Raw genomic sequence first — 18,421 nt, 5'->3', positions numbered from 1 at the left:
GAATTATGATTCTAATAATAAATCTTCTGGGTTTTCAATTAATTCTTTGATTGTTTTTAAGAAACCTACTGCTTCTTTACCATCGATGATACGGTGGTCATAGCTTAATGCGATGTACATCATTGGTCTGTTTTCAATCGTGTCTTTGTCGATTGCTACTGGACGTGTCATGATTGAATGTAAACCTAAGATAGCAGCTTGGCTACCGTTGATGATTGGTGTAGACATCATAGAACCGAAGATACCACCGTTAGTGATTGTGAATGAACCGTTCATCATGTCATCTAAGCCTAATTTTTTGTCTCTTGCTTTTTTAGCAAGGTTAGCAATTTCAGCTTCGATTTCTGCGAAGTTTTTCTTATCACAGTCACGAACATTCGGTACTAATAAGCCGTCGTCTGTAGATACAGCTACACCGATATCATAGTATTGCTTAGTAACCATGTCTTCGCCGTCAATTTCAGCATTAACTTCAGGGAACTTCTTAAGTGCAGCTACTGAAGCTTTAGTGAAGAATGACATGAAACCAAGTTTAGTACCATCATGGTTTTCCATAAATTGTTCTTTTTTACGTTTACGTAGGTTCATAACTGCTGACATGTCAACTTCGTTGAATGTAGTTAACATTGCTGTGTTATTAGATACTTCTAATAATTTCTTAGCAGCTGTTTGTTTTCTACGTTTCATTTTTTCACGAACAACTGGTTTAGATGGGTTTTCAGGTTTTTGTGGTTTAGATTGAGATTTTTCATTTGATGGTTGTGATTTAGGTTGTTGACTGCGGTCAACGTCTTCTTTACGTACAACATCGTTAGACTTACCACTAACTTCACTTAAGTCGATGCCTTTTTCACGCGCATATTTACGAGCTGATGGTGTCGCATTTACGCGATCTTGAGAAGATTCGTCTTTAGATGAAGTATCTTCTGATTTGTTATCTGAAGATGATTCTTCTTTCTTCTCTTCTTTGTTGTCTTTATTGCTGTCGTCTTTTTTCTCTTCTTTAGCGTCATCACTTGAAGAACTAGCGCCGCCTTCGCCTACTACAGCTACTGCTTGACCTACTTCTACAGTGTCGCCTTCTTCAGCTAATAATTCTTGTAATGTTCCTGCTTCTTCAGAAACAACCTCAACGTTAACTTTGTCTGTTTCTAATTCTAAAATAGCTTCACCTTTATCAACAGTGTCACCTTTTTGCTTTAACCATTCTGCAATTGTACCTTCTGTAATTGATTCTGCTAATTCTGGAACTTTTACCTCTGGCATCTTACTTCCCCCTAGTTTTTATTCATACTATTTTCGATGATAATTTTTTGAACAAGTTTATGGATTTCTCCGTCACCTTCAGCTGGCGTCGCACGCGTTACTCTTCCATGATAGCTTAAGTTATATGCGTCACCAACAATTTCTTTTAGGTAAGGATATACGTATAACCATGAACCTTGGTTTTTAGGTTCTTCTTGAACCCAAGCTACTGTTTCAAGGTTTGGAAGTTCATTAATAACTGCTTGAACTTCTTCTTCTGGGAATGGATATAAACGTTCAACCGCTACTAAAAGAATTTCTTCATCAGGATTTTTAGCCATATGCTCTTTTAAGTCGATAAACATTTTGCCCGATGCTAAAATGACTTTTTTAATTTTTTCTTTTTCATGTGGTTCAGGTAAAATTGGCTCAAATTTGCCTGATGTGAATTTATCAATAGTGTCAGCTACTGTTTTATTACGTAATAAGCTCTTAGGTGACATAACAACGAGTGGTCTCATTGCATCTGTATCTAAGCTTGCAGCTTGTGCACGTAATAAGTGGAAGTAGTTTGCTGAGCTAGATAAATTAACAACAGTCATGTTGTTTTCTCCAGCTAATTGTAAGAAACGTTCTAAACGAGCTGAAGAGTGTTCAGGACCTTGACCTTCATAAGCGTGAGGTAAGAATAATGTTAAACCTGAACGTTCACCCCATTTAGCATTTCCACTAAATAAGAAGTTGTCAAAGATCATTTGTGACATGTTTGAGAAATCACCGTATTGTGCTTCCCAAATCGTCATTGTTTTACTATTCTCAACGTTATAACCATATTCGAATCCAACTACTGCTGCTTCAGAAAGTGGTGAGTTGTGAACATCGAATGTCGCTTTTTGATCTGGTACATTTTGAAGTGGGATGAATTCATTACCGTTTTCTGAGTCATGTAATACTGCGTGACGGTGACTGAATGTACCACGTTCAGAATCTTGTCCAGTTAAGCGAATTGGTGTTTCTTCTTGCATAATTGTAGCAAAAGCTAATTGTTCAGCATGAGCCCAATCTACAAGACCATCTTCTTTTTCAAATGGTTCTCTACGTTTTTCAAGTACACGATTTAACTTCTTGAAGACAGTGAAATCTTCAGGATAAGAAAGCATAGCGTCATTAATTTCTTTTAAGCGCTCATAGCTTAACTCGCTTTCGTTATCTTGTAACGGTAATTCAATTGAATTTGGTTTATCCATGTCTGGATCGTCCATTTTGTCTTCTTTGTCAATTTTATCGTGTTCAGCACGGATTGTTTTTTGAACGCCATCGATTACTTCGTTCATTTCATCTTCAGAAATGATACCTTGTTCAACAAGTTTTTTACCGTAAAGAATTTCAACTGAATCGTGTTTACGGATGTTTTGGTAAGGAACTGGGTTTGTAATTGATGGTTCATCCATTTCGTTATGTCCGAAGCGACGGTAACCAACTAAGTCGATAACAACGTCTTTATGGAATTCTTTTCTGAAATCCATAGCGATGTTGATTGCTTCGATAGTAGCTTCAACGTCGTCAGCGTTAACGTGCATAATTGGTACATCGTAACCTTTAGCTACGTCTGTAGCATATGTTGTAGAACGACCATCTTCTGGTTCTGTAGTGAAACCTATACGGTTGTTCGTAATGATATGGAATGTACCGCCAGTAGAGTAACTATTTAAGTTACCAAGGTTCATCGTTTCAAAGTTGATACCTTGACCTGGATAAGCGGCATCACCATGAATGATGATTGGCATTGCTTTCGTATAATCTGTTGTAGGTGCACCTTCGTGCATTGTGTCGTCTTGGTCTGCACGTGTTTTACCAATAACAACTGGTGAAACGATTTCTAAGTGACTTGGGTTATTAGCAAGTGAAATACGTTGTTCAATGCCGTATGCGTCAGTCACTTTAGTACCACCTAAGTGATATTTAACATCGCCTGTCCAACCAGAAGTTAATTCTAAACTCTCGTCCCCTGGTAAGAATTTCATTGGATCAGTGTGCATAAATTCTGAAATCATCATTGAGTATGGTTTTTGTAATACGTGAGTCAGAACATTTAAACGACCACGGTGCGCCATACCGATTTGAATATTAGTGATCCCTTCATCACTAGCAAGTTGTAACGTTCTTTGAAGCATAGGTACTAATGTATCTACACCTTCAATAGAGAAACGTTTAGCCCCTACGAAGTTTTTATGTAGATATTTTTCGAAACCTTCTACGTGTGCAAGATTTTTAAAGAATTCAATCTTTTCTTCGTTTGAATATTCATTTTGATGAGGTGTTTCGATACGACTCTTAAGCCATACACGCTCTTCATTATGATTAATATGCGTATATTCAAACGCGATAGGTCCTTTATAACGTTTCTCCATTCTAAGAATAGCTTCATAAGCATTGTCATAAATGCCTTTGAAGTGATCAGAAACAAGTTCTGCTGGAATCTTTTCTAATGTTTCACGATCTAATCCAAAGTCTTCAATCGTTAATTTAGGGACATTCTTTCTTGTTGGTTTATTTACTGGGTAAATATCAGCAAGTAAATGTCCGTACATTCTGATGTTATCTACTAAACGCATTAAGCTTTTGATAGTAGCGTCACCAGAGTTTGATTGTGTTGACGGAGCAGCAATTGTTGCTTCATCGTTTTTGATTGTGCTGAAGAGCACTTGCAAATCATCTGATACAGAACTAGGATCTTCTAAGAACTGATCATAAAGCTCTAACATTAAGCCTAAGTTTGCACCAAAATTTACAGGCGCTTCAGTCACCTGTTTATCTTTCGTCATGTTCCACCCTCCACAGAAAAAATAAAAACGCTTACAGGACAATAATAGCACTTTATGACTATCATTTAAAGGGGAAAACACTGTAGTAATAGGTAAAGTGACAATTTAAAATGTAATTGTAAATGTCGTAAATTTACCCACTTCACTATCCACTTTAATATGTCCTTCATATTGTTTAATAACCTTTTGGGCAATGGATAATCCTAAGCCGTTTCCACCTTGTTTTCGTGACCTTGATTTATCAACACGATAAAAGCGGTCGAAGATGAATTCAAGGTCCTTCTTAGGAATACCAAGACCGTGGTCAGTTATCTCTATCATCACGCGTTTATTTTTTAAAGTTGTTTGTATGTTAATTCGCTTTTCTTTCTGGTCGTACTTAATCGCATTATCAATAAAGATGAGCAACACTTGTTCTAAATGGAAACGGTTCATCGTTAAAGATATCTTTTCATGAGATGTATCAAATAGAAACGTATAGTCAGGATGTAATTGTTCAAGTGACTTAATACGAGATTTAATCTCATGATTCACATCTACAACTTCAATTTCGTTTTCATTCATCTTGGCATTGTCTTTTGTTAAAAGTAAAAGCTCTTCAACTAATCGTGTAATGCGTGTCATCTCTTCTATTGAAATGTTTAATGATTCTTCAAGTACTTCAGGGTCCTTTTTCCCCCAGCGTTTAATTAGGTTAAGATGACCTTGAATAATTTGAAGTGGCGTACGAAGTTCGTGAGAAGCATCCTCAACAAATTGTTGTTGCTGTTTAAATGAATCTTCCAGTTGTTCCATCATTTTATTAAACGTATCAATCATATCGTCAGTTTCTTCGTAGTTTGTCGGAATGCGAAGTTGCTCTTGGAAACCATTTCTGCGAATCTGAATCATTTTATTCGATAATGTTACGATTGGTTTCGTAATCTGGATTGAAAAGATATAACTAATTAATGCCGTTATGGCGAGTGTTATAAGTCCAAATACAATCGCAAGATAATAAATGGATTGAATCACAGAATTATAGTTCTCCATAGAGTGAATGATAACGCTTGAGCCGGTAAAATTCGAATTATCGATATCACTTTTTACAACTAAGTAGTCATTTCCATTATGATGTTGTATCGAAATCTTCTTATTTGAAAGCTGACTAAGCTTTGGAGAGTACGTTATTGAGTCATCGTTCGTACTCTCAACAAGCTCTTTTCGATTGGAATCGTATAGTATAACCTTTTGAAAGTTACCTAGTGATGCGTTTAGATCTAAAAAAGTGATTTCATCGATCGGTTTATTTTCCATAAGGTTAATAATATTGTCAGAACTGCGATCGATGGTTTCAAGTTCCTTTTGCTTAAGGACATCACTTAAAAAGTAGATAATCATTAAACAAAATATAAATATAATTAAAAAGGTTAAAGTCGTTGTTATAAGCGTCCATTTCGTCTTTAATGTACGTTGTTTCATGCGCGTACCACGTAGCCAACACCACGTACAGTTTCAATCAGTTTGTTCTTTTCAAAGGGTCTTAACTTGTTGCGTAAGTATCGAATGTAAACGTCAACTACGTTCGTTTCGACTTCTGTGTCAAAGCCCCAAACGTGACTTAGAATTTGCTCACGTTGAAGGACGTGGTTTTTATTTTCAGCGAGTAGTAACAGAAGATCGTACTCCGTTTTAGTAAGGTCCAGATTCTGGTTGTCGATTCGAACTTCGAAAGCGTCTTTGTCGATAATGAGGTTATCGATTGCGATTTGATTCGTCGGTACTGAAATGTTCTCACCATGACGGCGCATTATTGCACGAATTCGCGCAAGCAGTTCTTCAATGTCGAATGGTTTAACGATATAATCGTCAGCACCGTAGTCGAGACCTACAACTTTGTCATATGTATCGCCCTTTGCGGTAATGATGATGATTGGCGTCTCTTTCGTACGTCTGATGCGTCTACATACTTCGAGGCCATTCGTTTTCGGCAGCATTAGATCGAGTAGTATTAAATTATAGTCTTCATCTAATGCACGGTTTAAACCGTTCTCGCCATCATATTCGATGTCGACGTCGTAATCTTCATGTTTTAATTCTAGTTCTATAAAGCGAGCTAAATTTTGCTCATCTTCTACAATTAATATTCTTTTCATACAGTACACCTCAATCCTTATCATAAAGTATAGACACTGTTCCCGGAAGTGAAAAGATAAATTTAAAATTTTTTGGGGTTTCTAATTGACAATCATTCTCATTGCGTTATAATGTAATTGAAAATGATTATCAGTGCCATGGATATACTCCCCCCACAAACTATATCTTTCGATTTGGCTGAATCATTTTCAACACAGTATCCCCTTTTATATGCCCGTGTAAAAGACTAAAATGACGTGTAAGAATGAATGTTCTTACAGTAGAATAAGCCGATTTATCCTGTGGCGGATAAGTCGGCTTTTTTGTGTGGGTTGTTAGGTAATGGTGGTAGTATAGATAGTGTTAGCGGTAAATTTTTTAGATTGTGGTTGGTTTTAGTGGTTTTACACGTTTGCATTGTCTTGTAAATTTAGAGGTGATTGCATTACACTTTTTGAAAGTCTTGTAAATATGAGTGCCTTTGGTTTACACGTTTCTAGAGTCTTGTAAATTTAGAGCTGTTTGATTTACACGTTTCTGCAGTCTTGTAAATTTAGAGCTGTTTGATTTACACGTTTCGAAAGTCTTGTAAATTTGGAGGAGTTTGATTTACACGTTTTGATAGTCTTGTAAATTTAGAGGGGGTTAAATTAAACGTTTTAAAATTCTTGTAAATTTGAAGGGGTTTGATTTACACGTTACGAAAGTCTTGTAAATTTAAAGCCCTTTCGTTTACACGTTTTTGGAGTCTTGTAAATTTAGAGGTGATTGCATTACACGTTACGAAAGTCTTGTAAATATGAGGCCCTCTATTTCTCACGTTAGAGAAGTCTTGATAAACCAAAGGCTTCCATTTCTCACGTTTGAAAAGTCTTGATAAACTAAGGGCCTTCGTTTCTCACGTTTGAGTAGTCTTGATAAACCAAGGGCCTTCAATTCTCACGTTTGAAAAGTCTTGATAAACCAAGAGCCTTCGTTTCTCACGTTTGAAAAGTCTTGATAAACCAAGAGCCTTTGTTTCTCACGTTTGAAAAGTCTTGATAAACCAAGAGCCTTCTTTTCTCACATTTGAAAAGTCTTGATAAACCAAAGGCCTCCGTTTCTCACGTTTGAAAAGTCTTGATAAACTAAGGGCCTTCGTTTCTCACGTTTGAGTAGTCTTGATAAACCAAGGGCCTCCGTTTCTCACGTTTGAGTAGTCTTGATAAACCAAGGGGCTCCGTTTCTCACGTTTGAGTAGTCTTGATAAACTAAAGGCCTTCGTTTCTCACGTTTGAAAAGTCTTGATAATCGCCTTTAAGCATGTATGTTTATAACTACCACTACCTGCAATTAAATGGTTAAAATCCTACCTTCCTGTGAACTCGACTAGATTGAACAAGAAACTACATTTATCTAGGCGGATCTGTATTAAAAGAAAAAGCACTCAACTTAATGAGTGCTTCACCTATAAATCATCTCAGTCGACTCGAGTAAACGTCGGCACGACGCTCAGTGATCCGGCGACCAGTCAAACCTACACGACCGCACCGCGTTAGCCCGCTCAACTTCCCTATTCCTTACTTAGCCTTCACAAAACTAAGCTTACACAAACTAACTAACCTCAAACGTGCGCCCTACCAACTAAGCTAATTTATGTTGTTCTAACTTCGAAATGAGTAAAAGTTGAACGAATACGATACAGAACGTACCGCCGATAATACCAGCAATGATGTCTGTTGGGAAATGTACGCCTAAGTACACACGCGATGATGAAATAAGTAATATAAACAATGCGCATAATCCTATCATGAATCCTTTGGACTGGCCTTTTAAAGTACGGTTAAAGACATACATCAAGCTTCCAAAAAACGCTGTGGATCCCATTGCGTGACCACTTGGGAAGCTAAAGCCAGAAATGTCGATTAAACGTAGTAATGTTGGACGTTCTCTATCGAATATATTCTTTAAGATAGGGTTTAAAGTTCCAGATAACGACATCGTGATGAAGAAGAATAATGCTTCGATGTGTAACTTTTTAAGCATGAGATAACACACGACAAGTAACGACAATACGACCATCGTCCAAACTTCGGCAATCTTAGTTGCGCCAAGGAAGATTGTTGTCGTGATAAAACTTTCTGATGAATAGATAAATTCATAAACTTCGTTATCAATCCATTTACCTAGTCGCGATTCGTGGAAGAACGCGATAATGCCGAAGATTAAGGTAAAGATAATTAATAATGAAATTCTTTTCCAACGGCTCATGTTGAGGACACCTCTCTTATTCTAAAGCATCTTTCATAATTTTATTGAATAAATCTTCTTTAGTATAACTTTCTTTAAATGTTTGCATTTGTTCAACAATTGCCTCGTGCTCTTGTTCTAAAACAGTTAAAGCGTTATTTAAACTATCTTCATTTAAATCTGACTCATTTAACATTTTAGCGTAACCTTTTTTAACGAAATTTTTCGCGTTATCAATTTGGTCGCCTCTTGATTGATCAAGTCCTAGGGGAATTAGTAACATTGGAATGCGTAACACTAGAAATTCATAAATTGAATTAGAGCCAGCTCGGGATACAACTTTGTCCGTAATCGCAAGTAAATCTGTTAGTTCATCCGTAACGAACTCATATTGTACATACCCTTTTTGAGAAATACTATCGTCTTTCATACCTTTACCAGTTAAGTGAATGATTTGATATTTATCGAGTAGCGTCGATAGATTATTACGGATAGCATCGTTAATTTTCTTACTTCCTAAACTACCGCCCATAACAAGTAAAACTTCTTTATCAGCATTAAAGTTAGTTAAATCATAACCCTTCTGTCTGCTACCTGTTTTAAGGTCATCACGTACAGTCGCGCCGATGAACTCAGCTTTATCTTGAGGTAAATGTTTCACAGTATCTTCGAAAGTCGTATACATTTTTTTAGCGAATTTCAACGCAATTTTGTTCGCTAAACCTGGTGTTAAATCTGATTCATGAACAATAGTTGGTATGTTTAAAGATTTGGCCGCGATTACAACCGGCACGGATACGAAACCACCCTTTGAAAATAAAATATCCGGCTTTTCCTTTTTCAAAATGCGTCTCGCATCAAGCACACCTTTTAACACCTTAAACACATCTTTCAAGTTTTCAAAAGAAAGGTAACGACGTAACTTACCACTTGAAATCGGCATATATTTAACTTGAGGTAATTTATCTTGAAGCATTTCCTTTTCAATGCCAGTCTTTGAACCTATGTAAAAGACCTCGTGGCCTTTTTCTTCAGCAACTGGAATTAAACTTAAATTTACGGATACATGTCCAATTGTACCGCCGCCTGTAAAAGCAATTTTAGCCATAATTACTACCTCTATTCTTTAAGTATTTTATAGTATACGTAAAATGGATCTTTGTGGTCGTATGGCGGGTCGTCAATAACCGTCTCACCTACTTTAATAAATCCAAACTTATTAAACAAACGTTGTGCACGTTGGTTTAACGACAGCGTATCTGTAAGTAGTACAGTGCTATTATGCGATAAAGCAAATTCTATCGCAAATGAAATTAATTTTTGTGCGATACCTTTTTGAGATGTATCGACTGCTAAACGATGAATGACGTAAGCGCCATCGCGGTTAACCGGCCATTCAAAGCGGTCATACCAATTTGCTTGGTTTTGATCGATAACGATATAACCTACCACGCGTTCATCCATTTCATAAACATACATATTTTCTAACTGAATATCTTGCATAAAATCATCACGAGTGGGATAGCGTTCATCCCACTGTGAATGATCATCATCGTTCATTAAAGATTTTGCTTGATCTGTAATATGCATAATAGCTTTGATGTCTTTCTCTGTTGCGATTCTCATGTGAAAAGCGTCACTCCTTAGATTTAACTTGTTTTAATAATTGATCTAACACTGCATCATGCTTATTAGCCTTTTCAACAAGTTTCTCAGTGAAGCGTTCATTTGTCTCTTTATCAAACGTTCCTGTCAACTCTATCTTTTCATCCTGTTGGAATGTCATGATGGCTTGTTCTAAGTCTTTATCAAATACTGGTTTATCGTCGCCCTTGTAATAACCAAGCGCTTCTAAACCAATTTTAATCGACTTCACATTCTTACCTTTGTCACCAACTTTAAACGTCTTATCATCAGGTATGAGGTCTAATGATTGATAACGAGGCGACTTAATGTTCACATCAGGTTTAATACCCTTCTTGTGAATATAATGTTCTTTCGGTGTTAACCATTTCATTTCAGTAAACTTAAGTAACGATCCATCTTTAAACTCGTGCGTAGTTTGGACAATGCCCTTACCAAATGTTGTTTCACCGTACACTTTCGCAAGTCCGTAATCCTTCATAGCACCAGTAAAGACTTCAGAGGCACTCGCAGAACCCTTATTCACTAAAATTGAAACGTTCATATCTTTCGCTTCTTTAAGATGATCGATCGTCGTTTTAACAGCTTCTTTTTGATTACCTTTTTGAAGCTTGACGACAGTTTTGTTCTTTTCAATGAAGATATTACTCATCTTCACAGCTTCATCGAGCAAGCCTCCAGGGTTGTTACGTAAATCAAGGACGATGTCTCGAACGCCTTGTTTATGCGCTTTCTTAATCGCGAGTTTCAATTCTTTAGAGGTATCTTCTTGGAATTTATTAATCGTAAAGACGCCGACTTTACCTTTCTTCTCATAGGTAACACTATCAACATGAATTTCATCACGTGTGATCGTAATATCTTTCGTCTCGCCGCCACGCTTAATCGTTAACGTCACGTCCGTACCCTTTTCACCTCTGATTGAATTGACCACTTCTTCAAAAGCCTTACCCTTAATCGATTTGTGATCAACTTTTAATACGACATCTTTAGGCATAAGACCTGCTTTTTCTGCAGGAGAACCTTTAATCGGGCTTGTTACCATGAGCTCATCATGTTTCTTCTGCATTTCAGCGCCAATTCCAACAAAGTCACCTGAAACATCTTCTGTAAACTTTTCAGTCTCTTTTTTAGTCATATATTCAGAATAAGGGTCATCTAATCCTTTAACCATGCCCTTGATACTTTGATCAATAACTTTATCATTGTCGAAATTTTTATAGTAGTTGCGATCAAGCATATTATAGACCTGTTGGATTTTAGCCGTTTGGCCACTCTGCTTGCTCGTAAAGATGGTAAATCCTTTAGTACCAACAAATAAGATTGCTAAAAGTATAAAGGAAGTAAGAATAATAGTAAGTAAGATTGTTAAGATATATCGAAATTTAGATATGTGCATCATATTACGATTATGTAAGTTAGCATTGCTATCTTCTTGTTGCTTTTCATTGTGGGATTGATTCTGCATTTCATTCACTTCCTAACACTTAAGGTCATACAAAATAAGAACAGGGACTTCTAAACGCCCCTGTTCATATATGAATCATGCTACATTAGAATTTTAACCATTCTTGATATTCTTCATATAAATCATCGAAAACTGACATTGATAACGTAATATCAGACGACGTTTCAATGTAGTCCGATAAGACGTTAAAGTCACTTTCTTGTTTAGGGAACGACAAATCATTATAAACCATTTCAGCAAAACGACCCTCTTCATTAGGTCGATTTCTGACAGCCATTATGAACTGGTAAAATGAATAATCTTTCATTATTGCATCGTCACGTCAATGACTTTAGTTTCACCTTTAGTAAGTGTTTCTAATTGATTAACGTTCACAGACTCTAATGCATCAGTGTTAGTGATAATAACTGGTGAAATAATAGATTTCGCGTTTTCATTAATATATGATACATCGAATTTTAAGATAGGTGTGCCGACTTCAACTGTATCGCCACTTTCTACAAGTGTTTCAAAGCCTTCACCATTTAATTGAACAGTATCTAAACCGATATGAACGAGTAATTCAAGGCCATTCTCAGACTTTAAACCAATCGCATGCTTCGTTGGAAAAACATTGTCAACTGTACCATTAATTGGTGATACAACTGTCCCATCGTTAGGTTTAATACCAAATCCTTCACCCATCATTTTCTGAGCGAAAACTGGGTCAGGAATATCTTCAATATTTACATATGAGCCCGACATCGGTGCATAGATTTCTAAGTTTTTATCAACTTCTTCGTTTTTGCCAAATAATTTTTTAAACATGATATCTCTCCTTATTGTTTAAAATATGGGATTAAATCGCCATATCCAAGTTCTTCAAGTTTGTCATACGGGATAAACTGTATCGCAGCAGAATTGATGCAATAACGTAGGCCACCCTTTTCTTTAGGTCCATCATGGAAGACGTGCCCTAAATGACTATTACTACCTTCAGAACGAACTTCCGTTCTAACCATGCCAAATGATTTATCAACGAGTTCAACAATTTCGTCATCATCTAATGATTTTGAAAAGCTCGGCCAACCACAATCAGACTCAAACTTATCTTTAGATGTAAATAATGGCTTGCCTGAGAGCTTATCTACATATATACCCTCTTCGAAGTGATTCCAATATTCATTTTGAAAAGGCGGTTCAGTACCGTCCTCTTGAGTCACTAAGTACTCCATTTCATTTAAATCTGCTTTATTCTTCTTAATCATTTGAACGCCCCCAATGCTTTTCAATAAACGCTTTACGACCTGAACCATTTTGATACTGGTTGTAGTGCATCGGATTCTTTTTATAATAATCTTGATGATATGATTCTGCCTCATAAAAGTTCTTATAAGGTTTCACAGGTGTAACGATAGGTTTATCAAAGATACCTTGCTGATCGATATCTTCGATGACTTCTCGAGCAGTATCTAACTGTTCTTCCGAGTGGTAAAAAATGACAGGCTCATAACTTTCACCACGGTCGAAAAATTGACCTTTATTATCTGTAGGGTCAAACGTTTTAAAATAATTACGTAAGATTTCTTCATAACTGATAACATCTGGGTCAAATTCTATTTGAACTGCCTCAACGTGTCCAGTTTGATTGGTACAAACTTCTTCATAGGTAGGATTATCGGTATGGCCACCACTGTAACCTGAAATCACAGCATGTACACCATCGAATGAATCAAATGGTTTTACCATACACCAAAAACAACCACCAGCAAGTGTTGCATATGCCATAAAATCCCTCCTTAGTTTGCTTGATTTAAAATTAACATGTTGCTTTTCGAAATGCTATTTTAAAATATGAGTAAGCGGAAAGTTACGACTTAAGCACGACAACACCTAGTGCGCCAGAACCAGTGTGCGTAGAAATTACAGGTGTAGTAACGTTAGTTGACACTCGATCTACTTGGAAAGTTTCTTCCATTTGTGCTTTAAATTTTTCTACTAAATCTTCGGCATTCGCATGCGCTAAACCTAAAGCTTTAATATGATCATTACCAACAAAGTGATGTAATTCTTTCTTGATATATTTCATGCATGCGTTATAAGTTCTAGCGTTATGAACCATTTCAATTTTTCCATCGATAACTTCGCAAATAGGTTTAATCTTCATAAGATTACCAATGAGCCCTTTAGCTTTACTCACGCGTCCACCTTTAATAAGTTGGTTTAATTGACCTATAATCACAAAGATTTTAACGTTTTTAATAACGTGGTTCATCTTTTCAATAATTTCTTCTGTAGGTAAACCTTCTTTAACCCATTCAACGAGATGTTGAATTTGAAAGCCCAATCCAAAAGAAATGGATTTAGAATCAATGACTGTCACTTTCGTATTCGTCATTTCACTCGCTTGTAATGCAGTTTGGTACGTACCACTTATTGATGATGATAAATGAATGCTGATAATTTCAACGTCCTGATTTGCATAAGAATCATAAAGCTCAAGGAACTTACCAATTGCAGGTTGACTTGTCTTTAAATCACTTTTGCCTTCAGTTAAATAATTGATATATGATTCTGAAGTAATATCATTTTGGTCTTCGTAACTTTTACCGTCGATCGTGATATTTAAAGGTACGACTTTAATATCGTGTTCTTCGATAAACGATTTCGGTAAATCCGAAGTAGAGTCTGTAAATATAATCTTTTGTGGCATAAATTTTTATCCTCCGTTATTTTGACTTTCTAATAAGGTGTAAGAAGGTATGCGGAATCGTATTCTTGTCATCGAGTTCGCCTCGTACTGATGATTCAACTTCCCAATCTTCAAACGTATATGGCGGGAAGAAAGTATCGCCTTGGAACGTATCTTCAACAACTGTAATGTACATGTCGTCAACTTTATCAATCATTTCATCGAATAACGTTTGGCCACCAAATATAAATACGTGACCTTCTAATTTTTCAATATCATTGAATGAATGAATCACATCTACACCTTCAGGGTTAAAAGACGTGTTACGCGTTAAAACGACATTACGACGATTAGGTAAAGGCTTCCCAATTGATTCGAACGTCTGACGTCCCATTACAAGCGTATTACCCGTAGTTAGTTTTTTAACATGCTTTAAATCGTTCGGAATGTGCCAAGGTAATTGGTTATCAATTCCGATTACTCTATTTTTATCGTGTGCAACAATAATGGATACAGTCATACTAATCCTCCTCTAAAATTTAAACTGCAATCGGTGCTTTTATTGATGGATGAGATTCGTACCCTTCAATTTTTAGATCCTCATAATCGATATCAAAAATCGATTTGTCGGTAAGTATTTTAAGTTTAGGCGGTTTATAGCTTGAACGACTGAGTTGAGTTTGAACAGCATCTAAATGATTTGAATAAATATGTGCGTCACCAAATGTATGCACGAATTCGCCAACTTCTAAACCACACTCATGCGCTACGAGATGCGTAAGTAAGCTATAACTCGCAATATTAAATGGTACACCTAAGAAGATATCTGCACTTCTTTGATAGAGCTGACAGCTTAACTTGTTATCTTGAACATAAAATTGGAACATCGTATGACACGGCGGTAGAGCCATCGTATCAATCTCAGTTGGATTCCACGCTGAAACAATATGGCGTCTTGAGTAAGGGTGCGTCTTTATCTGTTCAATCACTTGTTTCAATTGATCAAAGTGATTACCGTGTTGATCAACCCAGTCACGCCATTGTTTACCGTAAACATTACCTAAATCACCATATTGTTCGCTAAACGCGTCATCTTCAAGTATGCGTGTCTTAAACTTTTCCATCTGTTCTTGGTAAACTGCTTTAAAAGCCTCGTCCTCTAAAGCTCTGTGTCCGAAGTTAGTCATATCAGGACCTTGATAATCGTCTGATTTCACATACTTTTCAAAAGCCCACTCGTTCCAAATATTATTATTATATTCAAGTAAATATTTGATATTCGTGTCCCCTTTGATAAACCAAATTAATTCTGTTGCTACAAGTTTAAAAGGAACTCGTTTCGTTGTAAGTAATGGAAAACCTTGATTTAAATTAAATCGTAATTGATGACCGAACTTAGAAATAGTTCCCGTATTCGTTCTGTCATCTCGCTTATTCCCTATTTCTAATATTTCCTCACATAATTCGTGATAACTTTTATCGAAAGGATTCATATCTCTCACCTCTTTAAAATTCATTATAAACGATTTTAGTAAAAACGACTGTATCCAACTAATGTGTCACGTCGGATATCAGTCGTTATAATTAATTGATTGAATTATGAACAATGTGTATCAAATGCTTCTTTGATGTCCATGCAAATATCTTGAATATCGCGGCCTTCAATATGCTCTCTTGGAATAAAGTGTACAAGATTTTGTCCTTTAAATAATGCGAATGAAGGGCTTGAAGGTACTTGTTGGATAAAGTTACGCATTTCTTCAGTAGCTTCTTTATCTTGCCCAGCAAATACCGTTACTTTGTGATCTGGCTTCTTATCATTTTGTTCAGCCACTGTAACAGCTGCGGGACGCGCTAAGCCAGCAGCACAACCACATGTCGAATTAATAACAACAAATGTTGTTTCATCTTCGCCTACATGATTCATGTAAGTAGAGACGTCTTCTTTAGTTTCTAAACTTTTAAAGTTATTTTGAACAAGTTCTTCACGCATTGGTTTTGCGATTTCTTTCATATATGCTTCATATGGATTCATATGATTAATCACTCCATTTTATTTATTTCGATTAGCAATTTGCTTCCATACGGAACCTAATGCTTCTTCACCGTTTTCAATTCGTGTAATTGCCATTTCAATTTGTAATTTAACTTCGTAAGCAGGGTCATCCGCATGCGCTTTTAACGCTTCAAGTTGATCTTGGTTACCTTCATCAAAGATAAACATTGCTGCACGCCAACGAACGATTTTTTGAGGATCATCTAAAGCTTTAACCATTTCAGGTAAAGCTTCTTTATAACCAAGGTCACTTAAACAATCACCCGCAGTACGTCTTACAGCAGGACTTTTATCATGTAATCCTTTATAAATATATTCTAAGATATTTTTATCTTCAATCATTCCTAATAATACAACAGCTTCACGACGAAGTGGAACCTTTTCTTCATCTAAAGCATAACTTAATAATGGAATGTCTTCTTCAGTAGGCTTTGGAAAAGCATTTAACATACGTAGTCTTTCTTTCCAGTCCTCACTATTTTTATATTCATCTAACGTTACATGTTTGTATACTTTCTCAGGTATAACAACATCTGTTTCTTTCGCATCCTTAACAAGTTCTTGTAAACGACTTTCAGGATAAAGGGCAATAATCTCCTCATGAACTTCATCCATAACGTCATCAATGTCACCATAACGGCTACCTAAATCTTCCCATTTACGTTGAAATACAATGTTGTCTTCATCTTTTTGAGCAGCCATCATACTATCAATAAACATTTCAGGTAACTGTTTACGCTTCTCATCTTGTTTAGTCGTCAATTTAACTTGATAAGGTATACCTTTAAACATTAAAACTTCAGCTTTAATTTCACCATAATTTTCTTCAGGCTGCGTTTCATTTGTTTGATTTTCTTCATTTAAAGTTGACGTAATTTGAGGTAATACATCATCCCACTCAAATTTAGGTTTTTTATCTATAGCTAAGAAGTCCATAACGTGAAATATAGATCTAACCCCTTCTAACTCAAGTAAATCATTGATAAATTGAGGGTTATTTTCATTAACTGATGAATACGTATCAGATTGGTTACCTTCTCTATGTTCATTCAGTACAATCTTCATCGTATTCGGACTTGGTGTTGGTTCTACACGTAAAATCTCCATACATGGCCTCCTATTGTAATTCGTTTCCTAATTGTTTAATCTGTTTACCGACTGAACATTCACTGATGCAAAACTGATGTGCATGTGTCTTACCATACGCTTTTCTAAGGTGTGTCTTTAGTAAACATCTATGACAATATTGATTCATTAATTTATCAATTGACTGAATCGCTTTTTTCTCTTCAAAAGTTAGAATAATTGTCACTCCTTTATTGTTATACATTATATCATTTGAGTTCTATTTTTGCAGATTATCTTGCTTTAAAAGCCTATTGATTTTATCGCCAATATCAACTAAAATTGATGAGTTGAATTTTGCGGTTTCTAAACACCCGCACTATCAAAATTTAGGAGGTTTTAAAATGTCGAATGAAATATTAGGTGTCATTTCATTTCTCGTTACGTTTATTTTAATGGTTAGTATGTATAAATTTTTCGGTAAACAAGGTTTATTCGTTTGGGTTGCATTTGGTACTATTATTGCCAACATGCAAGTCATTAAAACGGTCGATATATTCACGATTTCAGCCACGTTAGGTAATGTCATGTTCGCTTCTATTTATTTAGCAACAGATATCTTAAATGATATTTACGGTCGTAAGGACGCTAAAAAAGCAGTATGGTTAGGATTTAGTTCTACTATCGTCATGATAATCGTCATGCAATTATCATTAATGTTCCATCCAGCAAGCGCAGACGTTGCTCAAGACGCAATGAAAACAATCTTTGGTCTCGTACCCCGTATCGCGTTAGGTTCAATTATTGCATATATCATTGGACAACATATTGATGTTTTCATATTCGCACTGATTAAGAAAGTATTTAGTTCAGATAAGACATTTATCATTCGTGCGTATGGTAGTACAGCAATCAGTTCAATTATTGATACTGCGTTATTCGTGCTCATAGCGTTTTATGGCGGTCCCCTACCGAACGAAGCAATAATCGAAATCTTTATAACAACATATATTCTTAAACTAGTCGCTACTGTATTGAATGTTCCGTTTGGTTATATAGCAAAAGCCCTTTATAGAAAAAATATGGTAAATGATTCAAAATAA

At 36.0% G+C, this 18,421-nt stretch carries 19 protein-coding genes; 1 reads left to right on the top strand and 18 read right to left on the bottom strand.

The genetic code is table 11. The annotated features are described in order from the left end of the window. Positions 1 to 3: 3 nt before the first annotated feature. From sucB to ACF3N8_RS08430, 18 genes are all read right to left on the bottom strand, one after another. Complete coding sequence (gene sucB, locus ACF3N8_RS08515) at positions 4 to 1,266, bottom strand: dihydrolipoyllysine-residue succinyltransferase (RefSeq protein ID WP_009383810.1); 1,263 nt, start codon at positions 1,264 to 1,266, stop codon at positions 4 to 6. Between the two features lie 11 nt (positions 1,267 to 1,277). Next, a complete protein-coding gene (locus ACF3N8_RS08510) occupies positions 1,278 to 4,070 on the bottom strand; it encodes a 2-oxoglutarate dehydrogenase E1 component (RefSeq protein ID WP_009383809.1) in 2,793 nt (930 codons plus the stop codon). A 105-nt stretch (positions 4,071 to 4,175) separates the two neighbouring features. Then, entirely contained in the window at positions 4,176 to 5,531 is a 1,356-nt protein-coding gene (locus tag ACF3N8_RS08505; protein ID WP_238101889.1) for an ATP-binding protein, read from the bottom strand. Next, entirely contained in the window at positions 5,528 to 6,205 is a 678-nt protein-coding gene (locus ACF3N8_RS08500) for a response regulator transcription factor (protein WP_238093473.1), read from the bottom strand. Before ACF3N8_RS08500 ends, ACF3N8_RS08505 begins: the two co-directional genes overlap by 4 nt. Positions 6,206 to 7,808: 1,603 nt before the next feature. Beyond that, positions 7,809 to 8,435 (bottom strand): phosphatase PAP2 family protein, encoded by a 627-nt coding sequence (locus ACF3N8_RS08495; protein ID WP_009383806.1) that lies wholly within the window; start codon positions 8,433 to 8,435, stop codon positions 7,809 to 7,811. Positions 8,436 to 8,451: 16 nt separating this feature from the next. Beyond that, positions 8,452 to 9,522 (bottom strand): undecaprenyldiphospho-muramoylpentapeptide beta-N-acetylglucosaminyltransferase, encoded by a 1,071-nt coding sequence (locus tag ACF3N8_RS08490; protein WP_009383805.1) that lies wholly within the window; start codon positions 9,520 to 9,522, stop codon positions 8,452 to 8,454. A gap of 11 nt (positions 9,523 to 9,533) precedes the next feature. Further along, positions 9,534 to 10,040 (bottom strand): GNAT family N-acetyltransferase, encoded by a 507-nt coding sequence (locus ACF3N8_RS08485; RefSeq protein WP_009383804.1) that lies wholly within the window; start codon positions 10,038 to 10,040, stop codon positions 9,534 to 9,536. Between the two features lie 10 nt (positions 10,041 to 10,050). Continuing rightward, positions 10,051 to 11,535, bottom strand: coding sequence for a S41 family peptidase (locus ACF3N8_RS08480; protein WP_392449826.1), 1,485 nt, complete (start codon positions 11,533 to 11,535; stop codon positions 10,051 to 10,053). Between the two features lie 76 nt (positions 11,536 to 11,611). Further along, positions 11,612 to 11,833: a YozE family protein gene (locus ACF3N8_RS08475; RefSeq protein WP_009383802.1), complete on the bottom strand. Its 222-nt coding sequence runs from the start codon at positions 11,831 to 11,833 to the stop codon at positions 11,612 to 11,614. Next, positions 11,833 to 12,333, bottom strand: coding sequence for a PTS glucose transporter subunit IIA (locus ACF3N8_RS08470; RefSeq protein WP_009383801.1), 501 nt, complete (start codon positions 12,331 to 12,333; stop codon positions 11,833 to 11,835). The genes ACF3N8_RS08475 and ACF3N8_RS08470 overlap by 1 nt, the downstream gene beginning before the upstream one ends. Positions 12,334 to 12,344: 11 nt before the next feature. Beyond that, positions 12,345 to 12,773, bottom strand: coding sequence for a peptide-methionine (R)-S-oxide reductase MsrB (gene msrB / locus ACF3N8_RS08465; RefSeq protein WP_009383800.1), 429 nt, complete (start codon positions 12,771 to 12,773; stop codon positions 12,345 to 12,347). Beyond that, positions 12,766 to 13,293 carry a peptide-methionine (S)-S-oxide reductase MsrA gene (msrA, locus tag ACF3N8_RS08460; RefSeq protein WP_009383799.1) on the bottom strand — a complete coding sequence of 176 codons (528 nt, stop codon included), beginning with the start codon at positions 13,291 to 13,293 and terminating at the stop codon, positions 12,766 to 12,768. The genes msrB and msrA overlap by 8 nt, the downstream gene beginning before the upstream one ends. Before the next feature lie 82 nt (positions 13,294 to 13,375). Then, complete coding sequence (locus tag ACF3N8_RS08455; protein ID WP_392449825.1) at positions 13,376 to 14,218, bottom strand: DegV family protein; 843 nt, start codon at positions 14,216 to 14,218, stop codon at positions 13,376 to 13,378. Between the two features lie 16 nt (positions 14,219 to 14,234). Next, positions 14,235 to 14,717, bottom strand: a complete 483-nt coding sequence (locus ACF3N8_RS08450; RefSeq protein WP_238093471.1) for a dihydrofolate reductase — start codon at positions 14,715 to 14,717, stop codon at positions 14,235 to 14,237. Between the two features lie 19 nt (positions 14,718 to 14,736). After that, positions 14,737 to 15,690 (bottom strand): thymidylate synthase, encoded by a 954-nt coding sequence (locus ACF3N8_RS08445; RefSeq protein WP_009383796.1) that lies wholly within the window; start codon positions 15,688 to 15,690, stop codon positions 14,737 to 14,739. Between the two features lie 104 nt (positions 15,691 to 15,794). Beyond that, a complete protein-coding gene (gene brxA / locus ACF3N8_RS08440; RefSeq protein ID WP_009383795.1) occupies positions 15,795 to 16,232 on the bottom strand; it encodes a bacilliredoxin BrxA in 438 nt (145 codons plus the stop codon). 18 nt (positions 16,233 to 16,250) lie between these two features. After that, the gene (locus ACF3N8_RS08435; RefSeq protein ID WP_009383794.1) at positions 16,251 to 17,360 is read right to left on the bottom strand and encodes a conserved virulence factor C family protein; all 1,110 of its coding nucleotides are present in this window, start codon (positions 17,358 to 17,360) and stop codon (positions 16,251 to 16,253) included. Positions 17,361 to 17,370: 10 nt separating this feature from the next. After that, complete coding sequence (locus ACF3N8_RS08430) at positions 17,371 to 17,565, bottom strand: zinc-finger domain-containing protein (RefSeq protein ID WP_009383793.1); 195 nt, start codon at positions 17,563 to 17,565, stop codon at positions 17,371 to 17,373. 157 nt (positions 17,566 to 17,722) lie between these two features. Between ACF3N8_RS08430 and ACF3N8_RS08425 the strand changes: the two genes are divergently transcribed. Further along, positions 17,723 to 18,421 (top strand): queuosine precursor transporter, encoded by a 699-nt coding sequence (locus tag ACF3N8_RS08425; RefSeq protein WP_238093470.1) that lies wholly within the window; start codon positions 17,723 to 17,725, stop codon positions 18,419 to 18,421.

The organism is Staphylococcus massiliensis (assembly GCF_043186315.1).
In the GTDB taxonomy this organism is placed as follows: Bacteria; Bacillota; Bacilli; order Staphylococcales; family Staphylococcaceae; genus Staphylococcus; species Staphylococcus massiliensis.
This window is presented reverse-complemented; position numbering and strand designations above follow the sequence as displayed.

Excerpts from the sequence above, each read along its gene's own strand:
- ACF3N8_RS08510 (WP_009383809.1), bottom strand. The coding sequence starts at position 4,070 with ATGACGAAAGATAAACAGGTGACTGAAGCGCCTGTAAATTTTGGTGCA.
- ACF3N8_RS08435 (WP_009383794.1), bottom strand. The coding sequence starts at position 17,360 with ATGGAGATTTTACGTGTAGAACCAACACCAAGTCCGAATACGATGAAG.
- msrA (WP_009383799.1), bottom strand. The coding sequence starts at position 13,293 with ATGGCATATGCAACACTTGCTGGTGGTTGTTTTTGGTGTATGGTAAAA.
- ACF3N8_RS08500 (WP_238093473.1), bottom strand. The coding sequence starts at position 6,205 with ATGAAAAGAATATTAATTGTAGAAGATGAGCAAAATTTAGCTCGCTTT.
- ACF3N8_RS08495 (WP_009383806.1), bottom strand. The coding sequence starts at position 8,435 with ATGAGCCGTTGGAAAAGAATTTCATTATTAATTATCTTTACCTTAATC.
- ACF3N8_RS08485 (WP_009383804.1), bottom strand. The coding sequence starts at position 10,040 with ATGAGAATCGCAACAGAGAAAGACATCAAAGCTATTATGCATATTACA.
- ACF3N8_RS08455 (WP_392449825.1), bottom strand. The coding sequence starts at position 14,218 with ATGCCACAAAAGATTATATTTACAGACTCTACTTCGGATTTACCGAAA.
- ACF3N8_RS08470 (WP_009383801.1), bottom strand. The coding sequence starts at position 12,333 with ATGTTTAAAAAATTATTTGGCAAAAACGAAGAAGTTGATAAAAACTTA.
- ACF3N8_RS08450 (WP_238093471.1), bottom strand. The coding sequence starts at position 14,717 with ATGACTGTATCCATTATTGTTGCACACGATAAAAATAGAGTAATCGGA.
- ACF3N8_RS08490 (WP_009383805.1), bottom strand. The coding sequence starts at position 9,522 with ATGGCTAAAATTGCTTTTACAGGCGGCGGTACAATTGGACATGTATCC.
- brxA (WP_009383795.1), bottom strand. The coding sequence starts at position 16,232 with ATGAATCCATATGAAGCATATATGAAAGAAATCGCAAAACCAATGCGT.
- sucB (WP_009383810.1), bottom strand. The coding sequence starts at position 1,266 with ATGCCAGAGGTAAAAGTTCCAGAATTAGCAGAATCAATTACAGAAGGT.
- ACF3N8_RS08505 (WP_238101889.1), bottom strand. The coding sequence starts at position 5,531 with ATGAAACAACGTACATTAAAGACGAAATGGACGCTTATAACAACGACT.
- ACF3N8_RS08475 (WP_009383802.1), bottom strand. The coding sequence starts at position 11,833 with ATGAAAGATTATTCATTTTACCAGTTCATAATGGCTGTCAGAAATCGA.
- ACF3N8_RS08425 (WP_238093470.1), top strand. The coding sequence starts at position 17,723 with ATGTCGAATGAAATATTAGGTGTCATTTCATTTCTCGTTACGTTTATT.
- ACF3N8_RS08445 (WP_009383796.1), bottom strand. The coding sequence starts at position 15,690 with ATGAATCCTTTCGATAAAAGTTATCACGAATTATGTGAGGAAATATTA.
- msrB (WP_009383800.1), bottom strand. The coding sequence starts at position 12,773 with ATGATTAAGAAGAATAAAGCAGATTTAAATGAAATGGAGTACTTAGTG.